The sequence below is a fragment of the Lysinibacillus sp. G01H genome (genome assembly GCF_028872195.1).
Taxonomy (GTDB): domain Bacteria; phylum Bacillota; class Bacilli; order Bacillales_A; family Planococcaceae; genus Lysinibacillus; species Lysinibacillus capsici.
This window is the reverse complement of record NZ_CP118397.1, coordinates 161,358-184,562: the sequence shown is the minus strand read 5'-3', so window position 1 is coordinate 184,562 and position 23,205 is coordinate 161,358. Positions and strand designations below refer to the sequence as shown.

The 23,205-nt window shown below is 36.7% G+C and carries 21 protein-coding genes; 5 read left to right on the top strand and 16 right to left on the bottom strand.

The genetic code is table 11. The features are described from left to right. The 8 genes from PSR12_RS00925 to PSR12_RS00890 form a co-directional block, all read right to left on the bottom strand. The gene (locus PSR12_RS00925) at positions 1-3,750 is read right to left on the bottom strand and encodes an S-layer homology domain-containing protein (protein WP_274771215.1); all 3,750 of its coding nucleotides are present in this window, start codon (positions 3,748-3,750) and stop codon (positions 1-3) included. A 208-nt stretch (positions 3,751-3,958) separates the two neighbouring features. Next, positions 3,959-4,654 carry a phage tail protein gene (locus PSR12_RS00920; RefSeq protein WP_274771213.1) on the bottom strand — a complete coding sequence of 232 codons (696 nt, stop codon included), beginning with the start codon at positions 4,652-4,654 and terminating at the stop codon, positions 3,959-3,961. 94 nt (positions 4,655-4,748) lie between these two features. After that, positions 4,749-5,225: a GNAT family N-acetyltransferase gene (locus PSR12_RS00915; protein ID WP_274771212.1), complete on the bottom strand. Its 477-nt coding sequence runs from the start codon at positions 5,223-5,225 to the stop codon at positions 4,749-4,751. Between the two features lie 43 nt (positions 5,226-5,268). Further along, positions 5,269-6,387, bottom strand: coding sequence for a hypothetical protein (locus PSR12_RS00910; protein WP_257520944.1), 1,119 nt, complete (start codon positions 6,385-6,387; stop codon positions 5,269-5,271). Positions 6,388-6,414: 27 nt separating this feature from the next. Continuing rightward, complete coding sequence (locus PSR12_RS00905) at positions 6,415-7,527, bottom strand: hypothetical protein (protein WP_274771210.1); 1,113 nt, start codon at positions 7,525-7,527, stop codon at positions 6,415-6,417. 19 nt (positions 7,528-7,546) lie between these two features. Further along, positions 7,547-8,611 carry a hypothetical protein gene (locus tag PSR12_RS00900; protein ID WP_274771208.1) on the bottom strand — a complete coding sequence of 355 codons (1,065 nt, stop codon included), beginning with the start codon at positions 8,609-8,611 and terminating at the stop codon, positions 7,547-7,549. Between the two features lie 65 nt (positions 8,612-8,676). Next, complete coding sequence (locus PSR12_RS00895; RefSeq protein WP_274771206.1) at positions 8,677-9,138, bottom strand: GNAT family N-acetyltransferase; 462 nt, start codon at positions 9,136-9,138, stop codon at positions 8,677-8,679. Positions 9,139-10,123: 985 nt separating this feature from the next. Continuing rightward, on the bottom strand, positions 10,124-11,176 hold the full coding sequence (locus PSR12_RS00890) for a helix-turn-helix transcriptional regulator (RefSeq protein ID WP_221681345.1): 1,053 nt from the start codon (positions 11,174-11,176) through the stop codon (positions 10,124-10,126). Between the two features lie 74 nt (positions 11,177-11,250). On the opposite strand from PSR12_RS00890, the gene PSR12_RS00885 reads away from it, so the two are divergent. From PSR12_RS00885 to PSR12_RS00875, 3 genes are all read left to right on the top strand, one after another. Next, positions 11,251-11,562 carry a hypothetical protein gene (locus PSR12_RS00885; protein WP_274771204.1) on the top strand — a complete coding sequence of 104 codons (312 nt, stop codon included), beginning with the start codon at positions 11,251-11,253 and terminating at the stop codon, positions 11,560-11,562. 234 nt (positions 11,563-11,796) lie between these two features. Further along, complete coding sequence (locus PSR12_RS00880) at positions 11,797-12,501, top strand: class I SAM-dependent methyltransferase (RefSeq protein ID WP_274771203.1); 705 nt, start codon at positions 11,797-11,799, stop codon at positions 12,499-12,501. Beyond that, positions 12,498-13,541 carry a saccharopine dehydrogenase family protein gene (locus tag PSR12_RS00875; RefSeq protein WP_274771202.1) on the top strand — a complete coding sequence of 348 codons (1,044 nt, stop codon included), beginning with the start codon at positions 12,498-12,500 and terminating at the stop codon, positions 13,539-13,541. The genes PSR12_RS00880 and PSR12_RS00875 overlap by 4 nt, the downstream gene beginning before the upstream one ends. A gap of 51 nt (positions 13,542-13,592) precedes the next feature. Here PSR12_RS00875 and PSR12_RS00870 read toward each other — a convergent pair whose 3' ends face one another. The 3 genes from PSR12_RS00870 to PSR12_RS00860 form a co-directional block, all read right to left on the bottom strand. Further along, positions 13,593-14,315 (bottom strand): amino acid ABC transporter ATP-binding protein, encoded by a 723-nt coding sequence (locus PSR12_RS00870; protein ID WP_257520936.1) that lies wholly within the window; start codon positions 14,313-14,315, stop codon positions 13,593-13,595. Continuing rightward, positions 14,308-14,967, bottom strand: a complete 660-nt coding sequence (locus PSR12_RS00865; protein WP_036075291.1) for an amino acid ABC transporter permease — start codon at positions 14,965-14,967, stop codon at positions 14,308-14,310. The genes PSR12_RS00870 and PSR12_RS00865 overlap by 8 nt, the downstream gene beginning before the upstream one ends. Before the next feature lie 133 nt (positions 14,968-15,100). Then, positions 15,101-15,895 (bottom strand): transporter substrate-binding domain-containing protein, encoded by a 795-nt coding sequence (locus PSR12_RS00860; RefSeq protein ID WP_257520935.1) that lies wholly within the window; start codon positions 15,893-15,895, stop codon positions 15,101-15,103. Positions 15,896-16,319: 424 nt separating this feature from the next. Between PSR12_RS00860 and PSR12_RS00855 the strand changes: the two genes are divergently transcribed. Next, positions 16,320-19,328, top strand: a complete 3,009-nt coding sequence (locus PSR12_RS00855) for an ATP-binding protein (protein ID WP_257520934.1) — start codon at positions 16,320-16,322, stop codon at positions 19,326-19,328. 14 nt (positions 19,329-19,342) lie between these two features. Next, entirely contained in the window at positions 19,343-20,056 is a 714-nt protein-coding gene (locus PSR12_RS00850) for a DNA-binding response regulator (protein ID WP_274771198.1), read from the top strand. Positions 20,057-20,256: 200 nt separating this feature from the next. On the opposite strand, the gene PSR12_RS00845 is transcribed toward PSR12_RS00850, so the two are convergent. The 5 genes from PSR12_RS00845 to PSR12_RS00825 are packed head-to-tail and all read right to left on the bottom strand — an operon-like array spanning position 20,257 to position 23,205. Further along, positions 20,257-20,625, bottom strand: a complete 369-nt coding sequence (locus PSR12_RS00845) for a Na+/H+ antiporter subunit G (protein ID WP_004233152.1) — start codon at positions 20,623-20,625, stop codon at positions 20,257-20,259. Beyond that, positions 20,603-20,887 (bottom strand): Na(+)/H(+) antiporter subunit F1, encoded by a 285-nt coding sequence (locus PSR12_RS00840; RefSeq protein ID WP_004233151.1) that lies wholly within the window; start codon positions 20,885-20,887, stop codon positions 20,603-20,605. Before PSR12_RS00840 ends, PSR12_RS00845 begins: the two co-directional genes overlap by 23 nt. After that, on the bottom strand, positions 20,887-21,369 hold the full coding sequence (locus PSR12_RS00835; protein WP_274771196.1) for a Na+/H+ antiporter subunit E: 483 nt from the start codon (positions 21,367-21,369) through the stop codon (positions 20,887-20,889). The genes PSR12_RS00840 and PSR12_RS00835 overlap by 1 nt, the downstream gene beginning before the upstream one ends. Further along, complete coding sequence (locus PSR12_RS00830) at positions 21,369-22,874, bottom strand: Na+/H+ antiporter subunit D (RefSeq protein WP_257520931.1); 1,506 nt, start codon at positions 22,872-22,874, stop codon at positions 21,369-21,371. The genes PSR12_RS00835 and PSR12_RS00830 overlap by 1 nt, the downstream gene beginning before the upstream one ends. Continuing rightward, a complete protein-coding gene (locus PSR12_RS00825) occupies positions 22,867-23,205 on the bottom strand; it encodes a Na(+)/H(+) antiporter subunit C (RefSeq protein WP_004233143.1) in 339 nt (112 codons plus the stop codon). Before PSR12_RS00825 ends, PSR12_RS00830 begins: the two co-directional genes overlap by 8 nt.

The window sequence follows — 23,205 nt, the reverse complement described above, 5'->3', positions numbered from 1 at the left end:
TTATTTTTTTGCGGCTTCTTGAATCTCATAAAATGCCCAATGGTGTTTTGGAACATCTTTAAATAATGGTATTTGATCTTCAATGAGGACTTGACGTTCAAACAGTCGATTTAATACCCTCACTGCTTGTGCACGTGTTAAGAATCCATCTGGATTGAATGTATCGGCTGTTATTCCTGTCATAATTTCCGCTGCATTGACAGTATCAATTGCTTTCACTGCCCAATGATGGACGCTCACATCTTTGAATGCTGCACTTTGTAAGGCTGGTGGACAGAAATCGGCATCAGGACGTTCCACACATTGCTGTTCTATCCAGCGGGCAGCCACTGTAGCCATCTGTGCACGCGTAATCAAGCCGTTTGGATTAAAGTTAGTTGCTGTAACCCCTTTAAACAGACCCTTTTCCTTCGCAAATTCGATTGCATCTTTAGCATCATGTTGGAATGTATCTGTATAGGTTGCCTTTGCTTGCGGTATGGCATTACCTGTTAATTGACGAGCAAACATACTTGCCATCTGTGCTCTTGTAACAGGAGCATTTGGACGGAAGGTACCATCTGGATAGCCTTGAATGTAAGGTAGATGTGTAACACCCTCTGTAGTTGGCTCCTTCACTTCTTCCTTCTCTGGTAAGTAGAGAATGGAGAAGGTGGAGAATTTATTCACCTCAAACTGTAAACCTGTTATTCCCATTTGATATTCTACAACCTTCCCTCGTACAACTTCTTTTGTGCCATCACTATGCTCGATAAAGATCGCCAAATTGGCAAGTTGTTCATCTGTTAAATCTGTAGGCAACGGCAATGTTAATTTAACAGGACGGCTTTGCATATTGGTTTCGATGGTCATCGGACGACCAAGCAACTCAACAACCGCACCTTCTACCAATTGCTGCACAACGGTTTCCCTTTTGGCTTGTTCTTCAATCTCTAACTGTTTATCATGCCCTTTTATCGGAACGAGTCGGAAGTATAGATTCTCATTAAACATTTCCAATGAAGTTTTCGGCACTTCAATTCTAACGTTATCGGTAACAATTTCGAGATGGACTGCTCCATTTTGCAGAAGTGACAGCACATTTTTCGGAATGGACACCTGGACTTGATTTACTTGATCCTTCTCATCTGGGATGATAATCCTTGCTTTATCATTCCCTTGTTCCTTTAATTTCCTAATTGTCTCTGTTGCGCTCTGGGCCGTTAATGTCACTTCATCGTTTATAGTGTTATCTACATTTTTTGTTCGTTTTATTGTTGTTTTAGAAACTAGGTCGCCATCACCAGACTCAACATCTAACACAATTTCCTCTACATTGGTTGAAGGTGTTGATGAACCAGAATCAGGATTTGGTGAAGTATCAGTATTGCCCCCACTTGTATTATTACTAATCCATTTTGCATAGATCACTGTGTTTGCTGTAATTGCAGTATTAAAATTATATGGTGTTGTGTAGGCATTACTTGTATACCAGCCACCAAATGTATAGCCCGCTTTCGTTGGCGTTGGTGTTGGCTGACTTGCTTTTCCTTCATGTACTACCGTCTGATTAGAGACAGCCCTTCCTCCGTCTACATCAAAGCTTACCGTATGTGTCACAGTCACTGGATTCCATTTTGCATATAATATGATGCTTCCACTACCCATTATGAAAGTTGAAGCTGGTGCATAATCTGTTCCTTTTCCATCTGCTTGCGTGTTCCAGCCCTCAAACGTGTAACCCACTTTTACTAGATTTCCTATATTACCTAGAACTGTTACAGTTTCTCCTTGCTCACACGTTTCACTATCTGTTGGAACTGTGCCCCCTGTGTTTGTATTGCCGTTGTAGGTGATAGTAATAGTTTGTGCTGAATTTACTATTACAGGAACTACATTACTTGTCGCGGTAGCAGTTTGATTGCCACTTACTCCACTATTCGTGTTCGTCACTACTACATAGTAGTACATCGTGCCTGCTGTAGAGGTTGGGGCTGCATAGGTCGCATTCGTGGCTCCGCTTATCAAGGTTCCTCCACTCGTGCTATTCGTTGTGTTACTGTACCATTGGTAGCTCAGGGTTCCTCCATCACTTACATTTGCACCTACACTTAACGTCGGATTTGCGGCTCCTTGGTTCACAGTCGCTCCCGTTGGCTGCGTCCCGATTGCTGGTGTCTCGGCATCTACTAACGCATTCACTGTTACCCCTACTACATTACTTGTCGCAGTAGCAGTTGGATTGCCACTTACTCCACTATTTGTGTTCGTCACTACTACATAGTAATACATCGTGCCTGCTGTAGAGGTGGGGGCTGCATAGGTCGCATTCGTGGCTCCGCTTATCAAGGTTCCTCCACTCGTGCTATTCGTTGTGTTACTGTACCATTGGTAGCTCAGGGTTCCTCCATCACTTACATTTGCACCTACACTTAACGTCGGATTTGCGGCTCCTTGGTTCACAGTCGCTCCCGTTGGCTGCGTCCCGATTGCTGGTATCTCGGCATCTACTAACGCATTCACTGTTACCCCTACTACATTACTTGTCGCAGTAGCAGTTTGGTTTCCACTTACTCCACTATTTGTGTTCGTCACTACTACATAGTAATACATCGTGCCTACTGTAGAGGTTGGGGCTGCATAGGTCGCATTCGTGGCTCCGCTTATCAAGGTTCCTCCACTCTTGCTATTCGTTGTGTTACTGTACCATTGGTAGCTCAGGGTTCCTCCATCACTTACATTTGCACCTACACTTAACGTCGGATTTGCGGCTCCTTGGTTCACAGTCGCTCCCGTTGGCTGCGTCCCGATTGCTGGTGTCGCAGCATCTACTAACGCATTCACTGTTACCCCTACTACATTACTTGTCGCAGTAGCAGTTTGATTGCCACTTACTCCACTATTCGTATTTGTCACTACTACGTAGTAATACATCGTGCCTGCTGTAGAGGTTGGGGCTTCATAGATCGCATTTGTTGCTCCGCTAATTGGAGTTCCTCCACTCGTGCTATTCGTCGTATTGCTGTACCATTGGTAGCTCAGGGTTCCTCCATCACTTACACTTGCCCCTACACTTAACGTCGGATTTGCGGCTCCTTGGTTCACAATGGTTCCCGTTGGCTGCGTCCCGATTGCTGGTGTCTCGGCATCTACTATTTCGCCAGCTGGAGACCCCCATAATTCGAACTCATAAATATTTGTTGGATTTGGTTTTCCAGCCTCAGCCATTAGAGGCTCGACATTTGTTACTTTTATGCGGAAATATTGATATGTCACCGTAGGGGAAAGCGATTTATTAATAGTGACTGTATATCCATTTTGATCAATTGTAGTATTATTTAAAGAAGAATCAATAGGAGTAAAAACATCTCCATCCTTACTGGCTTCTAAATAAACATCTTTGAATTGATAATTCTCTGTCATTGAAAAGGCAATAACTTTCCAACGCTTAATTATATGAGGACTCCCTAAATCAACCATTAACCAAGCTGGATTGGTTTCTGAAATAGGTTCACTACTTGGAGAATCATTTGTAGTCCATGAATACCATGAGGTTGTTTCGTCACCGTCAACAGCGTTACCACTTACTCCCCATTCTTCTTCGACTTCACTTGATACTGTAACTGCTTTCCCTAACGCAACATTCTCACCCCCTGTATCTGAACTAGCACTTACTTCCATACCTGCAAATACACCAAAAGAAATTAAATTAAAAAGCAATAAACCAACCACAAAGACAGAAGTAATTTTCAACCGCTTTTTATTTTCCATTCAATCCTCTCCTCAAAATAAATTTAGCTCCTTGATTGTAAGGATTGTTTATACAAATCAAGATTTGAATTCCAATATATAAGCACTTTAAAAATTTGTATTCTCACTATTAAAGACCCATTTAAGGATGTCCAAAATGCTATGAAAATATGAAACTATATGTTGTGTTTATCAAATAATTAGCGTTATAAAATTTTTAGTTTACTTGCTAAAATGGCTTCATCGGATAAATACCCTGGTAACATATAATATAATTTATAACCAGATAAGGTTGCATATTCGCAATTGGAGTGCCAGATCCTGTTATACCAGTATTTACCGTTCCTGTTACTGTTCCATTCACCGTTCCTGTTACTGTTCCCGTTACTGTTCCTGTTGCATTCACCGAATCATTCTGAAGTGTAGTATCGGGTGAATTTGTGCTGTATATGTTTACATCTTGATTAGTAGCCGTTTTTGCTACACCTAAACATTTATTTGAACCTGGCACAGATGTCGTATTCCCTGGTACCGTGGTTGCATTCTTAGGTAAATTCACAGTTACTTCACAAGCTCCATTACTAATACTTCCACCACTAATTCCTGCACTAAATGTATTATTTAATGTAACAGTATGAATATGTGGTGGTATCTGACCAGTTTGCAAGGTCACATTTTCACTGCCTGCCATTTGTCCAATTGGCCTATTTGCTAATCCTACACCCTGTCCCATTCCTACTGGCACTCTACCTCGTAAATCGGGTAATTTAAACGTAGTTGTAGCATTCCCTCCATATTTTACTCCTATTAAAGAATAAATCGCCTGATATTGGTTTATTGGCAATTCCTGACCTTGACATAATAACCACCCATCAGGAGCCCAATCTAAAGACCAAGGTAATATAGTTCCAACAAAAGCTTCCATTATTAAATTCTCCCTTCTCACTTATAAATTATTTTTCAAAATTACTATCAATTAATCTCACTAAATTCAAACACCCTTATTATAGAATATCCACTTATCTATCAACCTCCCAAATCATTAGTAAATACGGGGACGTTTCATCCATAACAACAAACCCACATCTCTCATACAACCTCTGTGCAGGATTCCCCATCAAAACATTTAATTCTATTGGCAATCTCAATTCAAGAGCTATACGTTGAAGTTCCCTCAATAGCACTGTACAGATTCCTCTCCCTCTATATTCAGGAAGTATGAAAATATCAATCAGACGTATTACTTCTTGCTGTACCTCGGTTATTAATCTACCAATACCTACATCTTCATACATTATGAGTTCATAGTTGGCATTAGGAAATTGTTGCTGATAAGAAGCTTTTTGAGCACCATATTGCATACGTAATAAACCTTCTATTTGTTGCTCATCCAATTCTAATATGGCAAATTCATTTTTTCTTGTAGATACAAATAATGAATAAAGGGTATCTTCCTCTTCAGGTAATGCCACTCGCAATTTCACTTTATCTTTCATTTTTGCTTTGCCACTCACCTCTTTCCTGAAATTTCAAACAATATCAAGCAACACTCGCTAAAATATCCTTATTTTCTTCTTGTATAGATACAACTTCTTGGATTTCCATTTCCAAAACCCTTGCTATCTCGGAAGGTGTATGCTTCGTAAACAACATGTACATAGCTTTTATTTTCTTTGCTTGATCCCCAGAAACTTTTAGAGTATTTGAGATTTCGGCTAAATCCGTATGGTTCTCTATCAAATACGATCCTAATAAAGTATTAGTGATTTTTTGTAACTCATTTTGATCCATAGCATTTTTGCATAATGCTTCTGCAGCTATACTCGCTGCCACTGATAAATCCATCCCTTTTTCATGCATACGTTTCATCGCATTAAATTGATCAGACCATTTGCGTAATGTATAATTTTGTTCCTTTACTAAGAAAACTAGCTCTCGATGATTTACAACAGTATCTTGTAAAAGTTCTGTCTCCTTAAATGTCATTGCAAGATCTTTAAAGAAAGCATTAACTTGACTTTGTCCACGATAAATCTCTTGTTTAGTCTTCGTTAAATCCTCTTTTGCCTTATTCGTTTCTGCTTGAATATTTTCAAAATACTCTTTCCGCAATTCTCCTTGAATAATTCCTGTAATAAGGTAGAGGACAGCGGCTATTGCACCAAGCGTACCTAGTTTCGCAACTAAGCTATCCAGCACTTTTATTTTTCCAATCCATTGATTAACTACAAATAATGTAAGCGCCACATACTTATCTAAAGCGATTTTTTTATAAGAAGGCACAACGATTGATAAAGAAATCAGTGGCAACGTATTTTTAAAGCATTTTCTCCATTCGAGGAATTCCATTAGCAAACTATTTAAATCATCTTGGATATCATGCTTTAAAATATTTAAGTCAATTGATGTTTCACTTAACTCACTTTTCAGCTCTTTTAAAAGCTTAATTGCTTGTGCCTTTCGCTCTGGGTTATCTGTACGAAATAGATTATCACCCAGCCATGCACTAATTTCTAAATCCTCGTCCAATAGCTTAGAAATGATGCTATCAATTCCCTCTTTACATTCAGCAAGCTTATCTTCTACTTCATAAATATTTTTTAGTGCGGGCTGTAATTCTTCGACATAGGTTGTTAATGTTGCTTCTGTAATCGCCATATTATCCATCCATTCTAAGATTATTTTTTAGCTAACAATTGCTATTAAATCGCTATTTGTCTCTTGAATTGTCATAACCTCGTTTACATCCATTTCCAAGACTTGAGCAATTTCATCTGGTGTATGCATTTTAAATAACATGTAGGTTGCTTTTACTTTTTTAATTCTTTCTAGGGACATATCAAGCTTTTGAGAAACTACACTATTGGGCTCTCCCATTTCAATAAGGTAGGCACCCATTAACAGTTTGCTGTAATTGTCTAATTCATTTTCATCATCTTGTTTATTTACTAGATTTGCAGCAACCACTTCTGCTGAAAATTCAATATCTAAGCCTTTATTAATCATTCGCTTCATCGAATCATATTGATCCGACCAACGTCTTAATGTGCCAGCCTGTTGTTTAACGAACGATACTAGCTCCTGATGGTTTGTATATGACTTTGTTAACAAGCCTGTTTCTTGAAAGCTCTTTGCCACATCTTCAAAAAAGGTATTTACTTGCACCTGCACATCATTGATATCCTGCCTTAGCTTTTTAACATCCTCCATTGCAGCCTTTGTTTCTTTTTGGATATTTTCAAATAACTCCATTCTTTTTTCGCCTTGAATTATTCCATCTATTAACACCACCACAACAATAAGACCTACAACACCTAACCCTAATACCTCAAATATTGGTAGTAATATGTCTTTCAATACGATAGTTAATACAAACCCTAGCATTAATCGATGAAAGGGATTAAAAGCCTGGAATTTAGGTACAGCTATGGAAAACGCAATAAATGGTAACCTATTATCAAAGTAAGTTTTCCAGTCCCCATACTCTTTTAATAAAGTATTTAATTCATCTTGAATATCATGCTTTAAAATATTTAAATCAATTTTTGCATTACTTAATTCATTGTTTAAGTCATTTAACAGTTGAATAGCTGTTTCTTTCCTTTTCGGGTTATCTGTCCGAAATAGATTGTCACCAAGCCATGCACCTAGATCAAATCCTTCATCGTTTAATTTGGATAAAATACTGTCTATATCTCCACCGGCTTTTCCAAGCTTGTCTTCTAGTTCAATTATATTTTTAATACTGGGTTGAAGTTCCTTCACATAATTGTCTAATTGGTATTCCGAAATTGGCATAGCATTTTCTCCTTTCTGTTTAGGAAATAATTAAAGAAAAAAATTCTTTATTTTCTTTATAAAAAGCTTCAATCTCCATCAATTCCAAATTCACTTGTTCAGCAACTACTACTATGCTCTCTTGGTTTAGCAATAAGTATGCTGCTACTAATAGCTTTGCCTGTTGTTCAGAAAGCTTTAAATCTTGTGCTAATGTCACATAGGTCGCGCCTGTTTCAAGTAGATAAGCTCCTTGTAAAACTCTCTGGTTTTGATAGATTTGCGCTGATTCCTCTAAACTTTCGCTTAATACTTTTGCCGTTAGTTGTACAGCCTCTTGGAATTCCATATCTTTTTCAAGCATTGTATGAAGCATTTGATAATGATCGGCCCATATTTTCAACTGCTCACCCTTGCTTTTAATCTCAGCAATGAAATCAAGTTGCGTATAGGACGATTCTGACAATCTATCACTTTGATTTAAATTTGAGACGACATCGCCAAATTGTCTGTCCAATTCAATTTCAGTATCCATAATGATTGACATTAATTTAGCAGCACTGCTTTTTGCTTCATTTATTTGCTCTTTTATGTTCACATCAAAATTGTCTAGGGTTCCTATTATTTCATTTACTTGACTCGATTCAATTGTTGCAGTTAGAAGGGGTAATTTTGTTACTATCTCTTTTTCAATTAAGAGGAACAGCACTATGTTGAATTGAACATTTGAAGAAAGACTTGTCTCAAAAGGGATGCTTGATACTGCAAATGGAAGTAGGGGAAGCATATCCTTTAAAGTTTGCTGTAATTCTCTGTTATTTTTTTGCAAAGTGTTTATTTCATTGACAAGTAGCTGTTTAATATGTGCCATACCAATTAAAGATTTTTGTAAATCCGATTGTAGTATTCTTACTTCTTCGAGATGTTTTTCTTTCTTTTTACTTGCTAATAAAAATCTCCTTTCTTTTTTTTGAATATAGTTTTTGATACTGCTGTCAATGTGTACAATGACACTTTCGACCTGTCCCTCTAAATTAAAAAAGTACTGAATCGTTTGCTGTAACTTTTCTTCATATGTCTGTAAAGCCGTATTTGATATTGGCACTTCACATTCACCTCTCTTTAGTTTTTAATAATGGACGGGAATCAGCTTCAAAAGACTTGATACGTTTATTGCCACCTCATTTTTAAATAGAGTTCATCAGTTGACACTACATGAAATCCTAGTCTCTCATATAGATTTCTTGCAGGATTTGTATGAAGAACTTGTAATATCACTGGTTTATTTTCTTCTTTTGCCTTTTGCCGAAGATTGCTAATGAGATAAGATCCTACTCCATTACCTTGAAAACTTGGCAAAATAGAAATATCAATTATATGTAGTCGCTCAGGTAAATCTTCTGTTAACAACCTTCCAACATATTGCTCATCTGAAGTAATAATACAATGGCTTGCATGTGGAAATTGTTGTCTATATGAGGTTTGCTGTGCGCACCACTGCATTTCTAAAAAGCGCTGTATTTGTTCAGCAGACCATCCCCATGAATCTATTTCTTTCCTACGAGAAGAAGCATAGACTTCGTAAAGGAATGGCTCGTCGTCTTTCGTAATAGACTTAAGCTCTACTTTCATCCTCTCGCCCCTTCTTTTCTTGAATAGCTTAATGATTATAGAGTCATAACACATGTCTGTTATATCTCCTCTGCTTTATTTATCACAAAATTCAGATTTTTAAAGCCCTAGTAATAACTAATACTTAATGCCCAAATAAAAAGTCTATTATTGCATTTATTTTGTGGCTTTTAGCCTTTTTTTCATTATATTATAGGTCAATAGATTTCACTATGAATTTATTCCATTTTTTAGGTTAATTTTTCTTAACCTTTTATTATGATTATTGATACTAGTAGCTAAAGTATAGTTAATGGCTTCTTTAACTATCACTGATGTAACTTAATAGCTTCCAATCACAAACCTACTGATTGAATGTTAGTAAACAATAAGAATCTACTAGAAAGCTACCAGATTCTTATTAGTGTTGAAAAACAAAATAGTCGATCGAAAGGCAGAAATGGATTTTAATTCCAGTCCACTAGTTTTCCTGTAGGCGAGCGCCGAGCCGCTTTCACTCCATGCAGGGTTTGCCTGTCTCGCTATCCCACTGGAGTCAAGTAGCCTTCCAAGCCGACCCACAAAAGTGTTACCTTTTTAGCAAAGGTTTTCAAATAAGGTGGAGGTCTTCACTACTCTTTATGAAGAGTGTTGTCACCCATCACTTCTCTACAATGAAAAAAAGCCTATCCTTTCTCTAGTAATACAAATAATGGGCTATTTTGTTCACTACAGCTATTATGAAAGATAAGGAAAAGACACTTTTGCAGCATGGTTGATTGGAGTGGAGCCAGCGTCACTCCTAAGGGATTTAGCGTCACAGTGGAGACCCTAGAGCCAACGCTAGTGATTGAAGCAGCTCATCGGACGCCTCCTGGAAAGGACGCTGGCGGAACGGAAATCATCCGCTCACCTTGCAAAGTCGCTTTTTATGCCGTTGACATCATCTTTTTTCAGCAACATGAAGAATCTGCTAGAGAGCTAGCAGATTCGTTAGTTCAACTTATTAATCTAATTGGAAGCGGGAAAAAATTTTCCATACTAGCTCATTTCGATTTGAGACATTTACTTTTTGAAAAATTACCTTTAAATGATCTTGTACTGTGTAGGTTGAAATATTAAGATTATAAGCAATCTCTTTTGTAGGAATCCCTTTAATAACTTCAAATACTACTTCCTTTTCTCTGGGGGTAAGGTTATAGGCCGTTATTAAGAAATTGAGCATTTCTCTTGATGGTGCTTCATTTATTAATAAAGCAATTTGCTGTTCTTGTTGGCTTGTCAGCAAAAGTGATGCCCGAATAGCAATATAGCCTGTATCTTTGATAGGTACTATTAAAGAAGTATTTGAATTGTACTTGTCAGCAAGGAGTTTTGCACAGAGAGCTTGAATAGGCTTAGGAACTTGAATTTCTGCTAAACTTTCATACTTTCTTAAAATGGATAGCAATTCACAAGCTTTGGTATTACTTGAAAGAATTTTTAACTCTTTATCAAAAATAACAATGCCTTGTTCTCCTTCTACAGCTGGAATCCTCTCCTCAATAATATAATGATAGAACTTCTTTAATGATTCACCCATAATTGGTATCAGTCTTTTTATAATCACCACATCTTGATCTTTAAATAAAGGCTGATCATTTTCAGCTCTTTTGAATAGTGTTAAAAAACCATAGCATTGTCCTTGGTAAGTTAATGCGGCTCTTACTTCATCACTATAGCCATTGGGCATTAAAACTTCTCTATAGCGAAAGCTTCGACTTGAGGAATCGCTTAACCTGCCTATGTTTTGCCCACTTTGTACTAAGAATCCATATTTATTTACATCTTCTGTCGTATATTCCAATTCCATAATCTTCTGATGAATCGCCTCTATTGATTGTTCAGTAACTGCTCCTACCGAAAAAAGTGTATGTACATCCGTTAATGTACAGCAATACGCATCAAAATTTATATGTTTCCGTAGAGCTTCAATCATCAATTGCCGATATTCAAATGAATTTTTGCTGTGCTTTAAGCATTGGTCAGATTTTCGTTGCCAATATTGTGTTTCCTTCATAAACACCCACCTCCCCCCAGAAATATGGGATAGTTCTTTTTTTTCGAAAGTTTATAATTGAGAATAATTCTTAATTGAATTGTACAGAAGTTCAACAAGGAGGAATACTATTTTATAAAAAATTATTTTTCATTATTGTCTTGCTAGCTACTTCCGTTAATAGTGACTGCTCAGAGAAATCATCTCAAACAATTGTGGGTGGTGAGAATTCAGAAGAACAGCAAGCTCTTAAAGCTACTATTCGTGCACCTAAATCGCCTGCTATTTTGCCAAGCATCCTATTGGCAAAACAACAGAAGGATAATGAACTTATTACCTGGGAAACAGTAGATACCCTTTTAGCTCAAATACAAAAAACAAGCACAATTTATGGCACTTCCTCTTAATATGGGAGCTAATCTATATGCAAAAGGAGTACCATTACAACTTATAGGAGGTTTAGCACATTAAACTATTTTCATACCTAGTTAAGGTGGTCTACCAGATATTTTTAGTCCTACACAAATACTAGGTGATTTCACTAAACAATCATCAGCCTTTCATCAGAATGATTGCTTAAAGATGAAGGAATTGCTCTCGAAATTTTAACGCATAAAAATAATTTTTTTGGAGGTATTTTAATGAATAGATCTATACATAGCTGGGACAGTCCTTCTGTCAACACTTATCAACAGTCCATTCGACAAAAAATCATAGGCTATAACCTTATTTATGACATGATGGTCAATATACTTCAGGATCTTACTACTGTAAATAAATTTTTAGTGGTAGGCGCTGGAGGCGGACAGGAATTACTCACATTAGGCAAATCATTTCCTTCTGCCCATTTCACAGCAGTCGATTCATCAAAGGTAATGCTGGAGCTGGCTGCTAAACAAATTGACTCGCTACCACATCGACCGACTATTATGTGGGTTGAGAAGGATCTACTATCCTTAAGAGTAAATGAGGTCTTCGATGTAGCTAGTTGTCATTTGGTTTTACATTTCATAGAAAGCCTTGACCAAAAGAGAACAATGCTTCAAAAGATTGCGGATAGCTTAAATGAAAATGGTGTGTTATTTATTTCATCGATTAATGCTGATTTAACTTCCCCAACATTCAAACACGAGCTTCGTTATTGGCGAAGCTCCATGCTTCATAACGGAATAAGTGAGGATCATTGGCAACGCTTTGAGCAATCCTTTAGCGTCACAACCCATCCGATTACTCTTGAATTGCTTATTAATTTACTAGAAGAGGCTGGTTTTACGACAATCCTTGCCTATTTTAAAACACATATGATTGACGCTTTAGTCGCTATTAAGGGAGAAACTACTTTATGAAAAATGGGAATATCTTAATCATCGGAGGCTATGGTGAAGTAGGTGGGAAAATTGCAAAATTATTGTTGCAAAGCTCTCCTAACAGAATATGGATTGCCGGAAGAAATATAGAAAAGGCTAAGGATTTCTGCGCCCAGCACAATAACTTAGTAAGACCTCTACAATTGGATGTGTCGAAAAAAGTGCACCCAGAGCAATTAAAAAATGTAGCACTGGTCATTATGTGTTTAGAGCAAAAAGATACTGCATTTGCACAGCTTTGCTTAAATAAAGGGATTATGTATATCGATATTACTGCAAGCTATACCTTCCTTAAAAAGTTAGAGGCACTACACTTACTAGCTGAACAGAATCATTCAACAGCCGTATTTAGTGTTGGTATGGCTCCAGGATTGACCAATTTAATGGCCATGCATGCTGCAAAGCAATTATCCTCCGTAGAGAAGCTGCATATTTCTATCTTACTCGGGGCAGGCGATACGCATGGCACTGCAGCAATTCTTTGGATATTGCATCAATTAAATAAACCTTTTAGTAGCTACAGCAATCAGAGAGTTGCTAATTTCACTAATAAGAGAACCGTGAAATTTAAGAAGATTGGAAAACGTAGTGTGTATCAATTTAATTTCTCTGACCAGCACACATTAACAAAGCACTTCCCTTCTATTCCTATCGTCACAAGATTAGGCTTTGATGTTGAGCCACTCAATAAATTCGTATCCTTTTTACAAAAGAGTAGAATTGCTTACTTATTAAAATTTGACCGTATCCAAATCTTGCTCGCTTCACTTATTCAAAAAATAAAAATTGGTTCTGATGTGTGTGGCATACAAATAGAAGCCATTGGGAAAAAACATCACAAAGAAGCAAGCTTTACATTAGACTTTCTTGATCGCGATGAATCACTTGTAACAGCGAAAGTTGCAGCATTTATTGCTAACGAGCTCCTTAACAATAAACATCCAGCAGGAGCCTATCATATTGAGGAATTATTTACATTAGAAACCTTACAGACTCATTTTGATAGGTCCTTTCAATAAAAATGGCATTTAGCTCTCATCTAAGGGAGAAGCTAAATGCCTTTTGTTTTATTATAAAACCTTCTCTAAAAAATCCTTAGCACGCTGTGTTGATGGCGCTGAAAAAAACTGTTCTGGAGGAGCATCCTCAATGAGCTTGCCGCCATCAAGGAAAAGAATACGATCAGCAACCTCACGAGCAAAGCCCATCTCATGTGTCACAATCAACATAGTCATCCCAGAATCTGCGAGGTTTTTCATAACGGCCAAAACCTCTTTAACCATTTCAGGGTCAAGTGCCGATGTAGGCTCATCAAATAATATAACTTTAGGGTCCATGGCAAGTGCTCGCGCAATGGCAACACGTTGCTTTTGTCCCCCCGATAAGCGATTTGGATATTCTTGACGCTTCTCAAACAGACCCACTTTCTTTAGTAACTCTTCTGCTTTGTTGATAGCAGTAGTCTTATCTATACCCTTCACATTGATTGGCGCATATGTTAAATTTTCAAGCACGGTTTTATGAGGGAAAAGATGAAAATGCTGAAATACCATACCTACTTCTTCACGTATTTTCATTATATTTGTCCCTTTATCTGTCAGGACATCCCCTGCAATCGTTACCTTCCCACTTGTCGGAGCTTCTAATAAATTTAAGCAACGAAGAAATGTCGATTTACCTGATCCCGAAGGTCCAATAATAGCAATTACTTCTTTTTCTTTAACTTCAGTTGATATACCCTTTAATACTTCATTCTGCCCATAAGATTTGTGTAAATCTTCAATTTTAATCACTTTTTCTCATTCCTTTCTCGATTCGTTTACCAAGGAACGTTAAAACAAGCGTCATGATGTAATAGATTACCCCTGCAAAAAGTAATGGCTCAAGATAACGGTATGTCGAACCGCCTACAATGTAGGCACGACGCATAATATCTAATGCACTGATTACTGTCACAACTGCCGTTTCTTTATTTAATGTAATAAATTCATTTACTAAGGAAGGTAAAATATTTTTTACTGCTTGCGGAATAATAATATCCTTCATCATTTTTGCATATGGAATACCCAGTGCTTGTGCAGCTTCCATTTGTCCTTTATCAACTGCATTGATACCAGCACGGATAATCTCTGAAATATATGCTCCTGAGTTTAAACCAAAAGCAATAATAGCTGTTGGAATAGGCTCAATTTGGATATCTAGTAATTGTGGTACTGCATAATAAATAATTAGTAATTGTAATACAAGAGGTGTACCGCGGAAAATCGACGTATAGAAATCAGCAAACCAACGTAAAAAATTCACTTTACCAATTTTACATAATGCTAAAAGTATACCTACGATAAAACCAATGATGGATGCACCGATTGCAATTTGAAGTGTAACACCTATCCCTTTTAAAATATAAGGAATAGAGGGTACGATAGCTGTAAAATCTAAATTCACAGCGCTCCCTCCTTTCTTTTTCATCATGATGTGGCTTTGTTTTTTGTACCGAACATAAATTTAGAAGAGGCTTAAAGCATAATAATGAAAAGCACAAGCGATAGCCCAAAAGTAGAGCTATCGCACGCAATTATTATTCAACTTTTTCTAACCATTTTTCTTCTAGCTCTTGGATTTTGCCTTCTTCAGCTAGCTCTTTTAAAGCTTTATTAATTTTATCTTTTAAATCGCTTCCTTTTGGAACAGCGATTGCTTTGAAATCTTCAGGCTGTTCTTCCACTGGGAAAGCTTCTAATTGATCATTCGTTTTTAAATAGCCTTTCGCAACGCCGCCCTCTAAAATACCTGCGTCTAAACGTTTAGACATCATATCTTGCACAATCTCAGGGATTCGCGTACGTCCTTCTACTGTTACATCAATCTTTTTCGCAATTTCATTACCTAAGTTTTCCTGGATAGATGCAGTTTGTACACCTATTTTTTTACCAGCTAAGTCAGCTTCTTTATTAATACCGCTATCCTTTTTAACAAGGATTACTTGCTCTGTTTCATTATATTTATCTGAGAAATCTACCACTTTTTCACGCTCTGGATTCGGTGTCATACCAGAAATAACGACATCAATTTTCCCTGCTTGTAGTGCTGGCACTAAACTGTTAAAGTCCATATCTTGCACTTGCATATCAACGCCTATTTTTTCTCCAACTAATTTGATTAGATCAATATCAAATCCAATAATTTCTTCGCCTTTTGCTGCATCCACATATTCAAATGGCGCATAGTCTGCTGAAGTACCAACTTTTAATACTTGCTTACCCTCTGTATCCGTAGTAGATCCTGTATCGCTTGCATTATTGTCTTTAGTCCCACATGCTGCAAGTACACCTATTACTAGTACCAGCACCATGATGAATAACTTGTTCTTCATAAACCGTAACTCCTTTTATTTATAATTTATTGTGTATGAGAATACATTTCTCGAAAATAGCTGATTGGATATTTATTCATATTGAAGAATAAAAAATCTATCTGCTAATTAAGATATACTCTTTTGAAATAATAATCAAGATAAACTAAAAAAATTTTAGCTAGATATTATATACATAATTTTCTGATAAGTCAATTTATTTTTGTTTTCATTCATTTTACAAAGTAACTTTACTATTTTCCGTTTTAGCATTATTTATTCCTCCATCGTAAAAACAACTTAACTTCAACAGTGTTCAGAGATAGTGATTATCGCCATTATTTAAGCTCGCAATATTTTGATTTCATCGCTAGTAGGAATTTTGTATTAATGCCGTAAGTTATCTTGTATAATCCAAATAAATCATTTGAAAGGGATTTTTACGATGAAAAAATTATCGTTGTTGTTCGCAATTATTATTGGCTCAGTGCTGATAGCAGGCATTACCTTTTTCTTAACTCAACCTAAGTCGCATGGGCCGCAAGCGATTGAAGGTGTGATGGATTTACGTCATCATTCATTTCACGATAATACGCCTATCAAATTAGATGGGGAGTGGGCATTTATCCCGAATCATTTAGTGGACGGTGAAGCCTTTGATTCTTATCAAAGCTATCTTGTTAATGTCCCTTCAGCTTGGACAAAATATACAATTGATGGGCAACAAATACCTGTATTTGAAAGTGGAACTTATCGTCTCAAGGTTTTAATCGATGATACTGAAGATATTCTAGGAATTAAAACGAGTAACATTCGAATGTCGAACGCATTGTATATTAACGGAAAGCGAATTGGACATAGTGGAGAGCCAGCTGAGGATAGCAGCTATATACCCCACAATACCCCATATACCGCTTATTTTTCGCCTGATAAAAAAGAACTTGAAGTGATTGTCCATGTAGCCAATTTTGATTATGCACCAGGAGGAGGAATTATTAGCTCCATTTTTTTAGGGGATCAATCTAGTATTGCAAAGCTTCGAGAGGGTGCCATATTCTACGATTTAATTACCCTAGCAGGTTTTTTAACAATGTTTATCTACTTTTTTGGCTCATATCTTTATTCAAAATTTGGTATAGAACAGCTTTACTTCTCTATATTTTGTTTTGCAAGTGGGGTCTACACCCTTACTCATGGGGAAAAGTTATTACTAGACTTTATAAATGTTCCATATGCTCCATTTCAGAAAATGCAAATGATCTCTAGTATAGCTGTAGGCCTTTTTATATTGTTGTATTTTTACCGTGCTCTAATAAACCATATGAACCGTTTAGTTGTGAAAGTGTTTTGCGCAATAGGTACCCTTCTAATGCTTGTTGCATTTTTTCCAACATCCATTAATTCACTATTTCAGAACATCAACTCATTGTATGTATTCGCAAATATTGTTTATATTTTCTATGTGCAAATTATAGCAATTTACAAACGCGCGACAGGAGTAATGTATTTAACATTAAGCTCCCTAGCCATTTTACTTTATTTTATCGTTGCAACGTTAAATACAAATATTAATCTTGAACTAAGTGCTCTACCACCATTGTTACCATTTATTTGCCTGACAATGCTTTCCCTATATATTTCTCATCGTTTTGCAGATTCTTATTTAGAAAAAGGCAAGCTAACGGAGGCACTTATACGTGTAGATAAATTAAAGGATGAGTTTCTCGCTAAAACCTCTCATGAATTCCAAACGCCCTTACATGGCATTATAGGCATTTCGCAGTCTATGCTGAAGGATGATAGTTTACCTATCTCAGCGGATGAACAAAAAGAAAAAGTATCACTTATTTTCAATATTGCAGAACGTCTATCCTATTTAGTCAATGATTTACTAGATTTTTCAAAGCTTAAGGAGAATGAATTAACATTGCGGATGACATCTGTTGATTTATATGCCATTGCACATATGACTGTAGAAGTGCTTTCCTACACGATTAGCAAGAATGTCAAAATTTATAATCATATAGAACGGGGAACCTTTGTCCAAGCTGATGAAAACCGTCTTCGCCAAATTTTATATAATTTAATTCATAACGCAGTGAAGTATACAAATGAAGGAAAAATTGATATAACTTGTTATGAGAAACAGTCATTCCTAGTGATTGAAGTTAAGGATACGGGGTGTGGGATAGCACCAGAAAATTTAAAAACCATTTTTAACCCATTCCAACAATTCAATTATTCAATCGGTGGCAGTGGATTAGGTTTACATATTACAAAGGAGCTTGTCGAGCGGCAGGGTGGAAAAATATTTGTTGATTCTATTGTCGGACAAGGTGCTACCTTTTCATTCAAATTACGAAAAGGTCAGCCGACAAATGAGGAATTACCATCAATCCCAATCCAAACATACCAGCATCCTTTCCTAACATTCCCACATATTGTTGAAAAAATAGGAAAGAAAAAAATTCTTATTGTGGATGACGATGCTGTTAATTTAAAGGTACTAATAGATATTTTGACACAAGAAAACTATTCCATTATAGCAATTGATAATGGACACCATGTATTTGAGTACCTTACACAACAACCTAGTATTGATTTATTAATTTTAGATATTATGATGCCCACTATTTCTGGCTATGAGATTTGTCAACAGGTTAGACAAAATTACACGTCTACAGAGCTACCTATTCTAATGTTGACTGCGGCTGTTCGCCCAGAGGATATGATTGCAGCCTTTCAAACTGGTGCAAATGATTTTTTACATAAACCTTTAGATGCTACCGAGCTAAAGACAAGGGTACGCAATCTTCTTTTATTGAAGGAGTCTGCAGAAACAGCAGTGAAGATGGAAACCGCGTTTTTACAGGCACAAATTAAACCGCATTTTATTTATAATGTCTTAAATTCCATTCTGTCACTAAGCTATTTAGACTTAGATAAATCACGGGCAATGATTACAGATTTTGCTACATTTTTACGTAATAGTTTTGCCTTTGAAAATGCCAACAGTCTTGTCCCTTTGGAAAAGGAGCTTAGTCTTATTGAGGCCTATGTAAATATTCATCGCACTAGATATCCTGAGCAATTAGAATTTAATATTTGCATGGATGAGCCTATCCAATGCCTTATTCCTCCTTTACTGCTTCAGCCTTTAGTAGAGAATGCCCTTCTTCATGGTTTGAAAATCAGAAAAGAGCTTAGCGAGCTACTATTAGTTATAAGGCAGGAAGAGCATATGGTGATTTTCCAACTGATAGACAACGGCATTGGTATATCTTCAGAGCTTTTAAGGCAAATTCAAAATGGTGAGAAAACAGCTAGTCAAGGCATTGGTATTTTAAACATTTCCAAAAGATTAAAAAAATTCAACAACGCTACTATCTATTTTGATAGCCACGAAAACAAAGGAACGACTGTTGAAATAAGATTTCCAATAATTACTTTATAGAGGATGTGAGCAGCTTGTTAAAAGCAGTTATTATAGATGATGAAATTTTAGCCATTCGTTTATTAGAATCCATGCTAAATGCAAGTGGCTCTATTGAGATTATTGGAACCTTCCAGAATCCAAAAGATGGTTTAGTAAATATTGATATGTTAAAACCTGATATTTTGTTTTTAGACATTGAAATGACTGAAATGACTGGTCTTGAATTCGCTTCTAAAATAGAAAATGTTTCAAGCTATATAGATATTGTCTTTGTTACAGCTTATGAAAATTATGCTTTAGAGGCCTTTAATGTACAGGCTATAGATTATATTTTAAAGCCCATTGACCACAACCGACTCTTAAAAACAATTGAGCGGCTACTTGAACGAAGGCAGCAAAAAAAGTTAATACAACCAATTGAACATACTTCTGTAAATGAAGGAACCAAAATTATTCATACATTACACTTCCATATACACTCAGGAAAAGTTTCAATTGGTGATACTGTATTAACTTTATCAACAAAGGAATTCCAAATTTTATTCTTTTTAGCACAGCATTGCAATCAAGCTTTTCCAGCTGCCGAGCTGTACCGACTTATTTGGGACGAGGATAGCTTTGGACAAACACAAGCCTTACGAGTTCATATCAGCAATTTAAGAAAAAAACTTGAAACGATTCCAGGTCATACAGCTAAAATTGTTATGGTAAGAGGCTCTGGGTATCAATTAGTTTTTCAAGAATAATTTGAAAGGGAAGTTGATTAAACCAATCAACTTCCCTTTCACTTGAATGTTATGAAATGTCCAATGTTTACTACCTTCTAGCCACTGCTCTCTCATCTCTTATGCAGGGATTTCCCCACTCTCTGTGAACAATCTATTCATCAATTTTGCAATTCTATTTTTAAAAAAGACTGTTTGCTTTAGGGCAAACAGTTCTCCTTCTATTTTATCGTATGTTCTTCAGGGAACAATTTTGACTTTAATTCATCTTCACCAGAGCCCTTGGCTAATGGAACGCGAGAACGATAGGCTGCACGACAAATTAAATGCCCTGCAACGGGTGCTGTCACAAAGACGAAAAGAATACCTAAAATGAGCCGTACACTAACAAAACCGTCATGCACCCAGAAATAGATAAACGCTCCTAACAAACAGGTTAAGACTGATAATGTAGAGCTTTTTGTAGCAGCGTGTGAACGTGTATAAACATCTGGTAGGCGAATCATTCCAAATGCGCTAATAACACTCACAATGGAACCTATAAGAATAAGGATAACTGCTGCCCATTCAATCATTTGATTTACGTTCAACAATCACACCTCTTTCTATATATTTTGTAAATGCAATCGTTCCGATAAACGCTAAAATGCCCAAAATAAGTATAGCTTCTAAATATGCTTTAGTCTTCAATATAATAGAGACAATCGCAATAGCCGATAATAAATTAACCCCAATTGTATCGAGAGCTATCGCTCGATCAGGCATTGATGGACCACGGATAACACGATATAACGACAGCGCAATGGAAATACTGAAGAAAGCAAGTGCAAGAAGTAATATATTGTTAATCATTAGCGTGTCACCTCCATTATTGCTTGTTCAAATTTTCCAATTGATCGTATAACTGCATCCTTTGACTCTTCTATGTCCATAGCATGGATATAAAAGACATCTCCCTCTTCTGATACCTCCATGACGACAGAGCCAGGAGTTAATGTTAATAGTAAGGCAAGGGTTGTAATCTCCCAATCCCCCTTTAATACAGTTTTATATGTGAAAATACCAGGTGTAATATTTAACTTAGGTGTTGTGATTTGTCTTAATACACTATAGCTTGATAAAAATAGCTCCCAGTTAAACAACCATAATAACTTGATAATGGAAAAAACTCTCCGCATATAAAATTGAGTACCATAAAAGCGATGCATCGCATATAGAATGCCCATACCTACAACAAAGCCCATTAAAAATGTCGAAAATTGTGGTGTCACTTCATCTTGTAGTAGTAACCAAAGTGTTGCGATAAATAAGTTTAAAATAAACTGCATCGCCATTATTTATTCACCTCACCTTGCCATTGTTCGCCATCTAAAACTGCATCGATATAGATAGATGGTGTATAAAGAGTTTCAGCTGCATCTGTGACAAATGGTGCCATTTTTTCTGCCCCAATCCCTAATCCAAATGTGCAAACAGCCAATAATGTTAAAGGCAACAGTATACGTTTAGGTAAAGGTTTTTCATCCTCTAGGCTAATAATGGTTTCGCCAAAAAAGGAAGAAAGAAATATCCTTAACAATGAATATAAAACAATTAAACTAGAGAAAAACCCTAGACCTAATAGAACGAAATGGCCGCCTTCTATCGCACCTTGTCCAATTAAAACCTTTCCTAAAAAACCACTTAGTGGGGGTATACCAGCTAGTGAACACATTGCTATAAAGAACAACCACCCAAAAAAGGGATAGTTACGGATAAGTCCACTCATCTTATCAATTACTGTTTCCCCAGTGAGATAGATCATCATGCCAACAGCTAAAAACAACATAGCCTTAGCTATCATATCGTGCATTAAATAGTAGATAACACCTTGTAAGGCTGACTCTGTACCTACTGCTAGCCCAATTATTATAAAACCAACGCCAATTAATACATTGTAGGAGGCTATTGTTCTAACATCACGACCTGAAAGTGCACCGATACAGCCTGCTATAATTGTAATTCCAGCCATGATGCCGAGAGCTGTGTGTGTGACTTCAGGATTATTAGGGAACAGCAATGTAAAGGAACGAACAAGTGCATACATCCCTACCTTTGTTAATAAAGCAGCAAATAAAGCAGCAATGGCAGTTGGTGGTACGCTATACGAGCCTGGCAACCAGAAGAATAATAAAAGTCCAGCCTTCAAGCTAAAGACGATTAAGAAAATAAGCGCTACTGTTGTAATAAGAGGATTAGCTCCTGCCTCCATTACACGAACTGAAATATGGGCCATATTTAATGTGCCAACTGTTCCATACAGAAAAGCTAGTGCTACTAAGAAAATCCAAGAGGCTACAATATTGATAAGCACATATTTCAATGCTTCACGTAGCTGAATTTTTTCGCCACCTAAGCTGATCAGTGCGTAGGAAGCAAGCAACATCACTTCAAAACACACAAATAAGTTAAAAATATCGCCCGTCAAAAATGAGCCATTGACACCTGCTATCATCAGCAAGGTAAATGGATAAAAATACATTTTTTCATATCTTAGCTCCATTGTAAAAATTGCATATAGCATACAAATGAGGGCTACAATATTTGCAACTAACACTAATAGTGTCGCAAATGAATCGGCTACAAATGAGATTCCAAATGGTGGTGCCCATCCACTAAAGTCAATGCGCATCACACCCTGTTCTTGAATCTCTACTAATAAAATGACGCTGATGATAATAATAAAGCTCAATGTTAATAAGCTGATGATGCGTTGTAGCGTCACATGCTCTTTTAAAAACACCAGTAAAATAGCCGTAATTACCGGTACAATTAATGGTAAAACAATCATATTACTCATCAGGCGTACCTCTCAATTCATCAAAATTCCCTGAACCATTTGTTTTGTACGCACGATACCCTAAAACGAGAACAAAAGCAGTGACAGCAAAGCTAATCACAATCGCTGTTAATATTAATGCTTGAGGTAATGCATCTGTATATGGTCCCTCTGATTCTCCTAATAATGGTACATCCCCTTTTTTTAAACCTCCCATAGTCAGAATCAGTAAGTGGGCAGCATGAGATAAAACAGCGGTGCCTAAAATAACACGTAATAACTGCTTTGAGAGGATTAAGTACGTCGCAACAGCTACTAATATACCTACTAAAACAAGTATTAAAGACTCCAT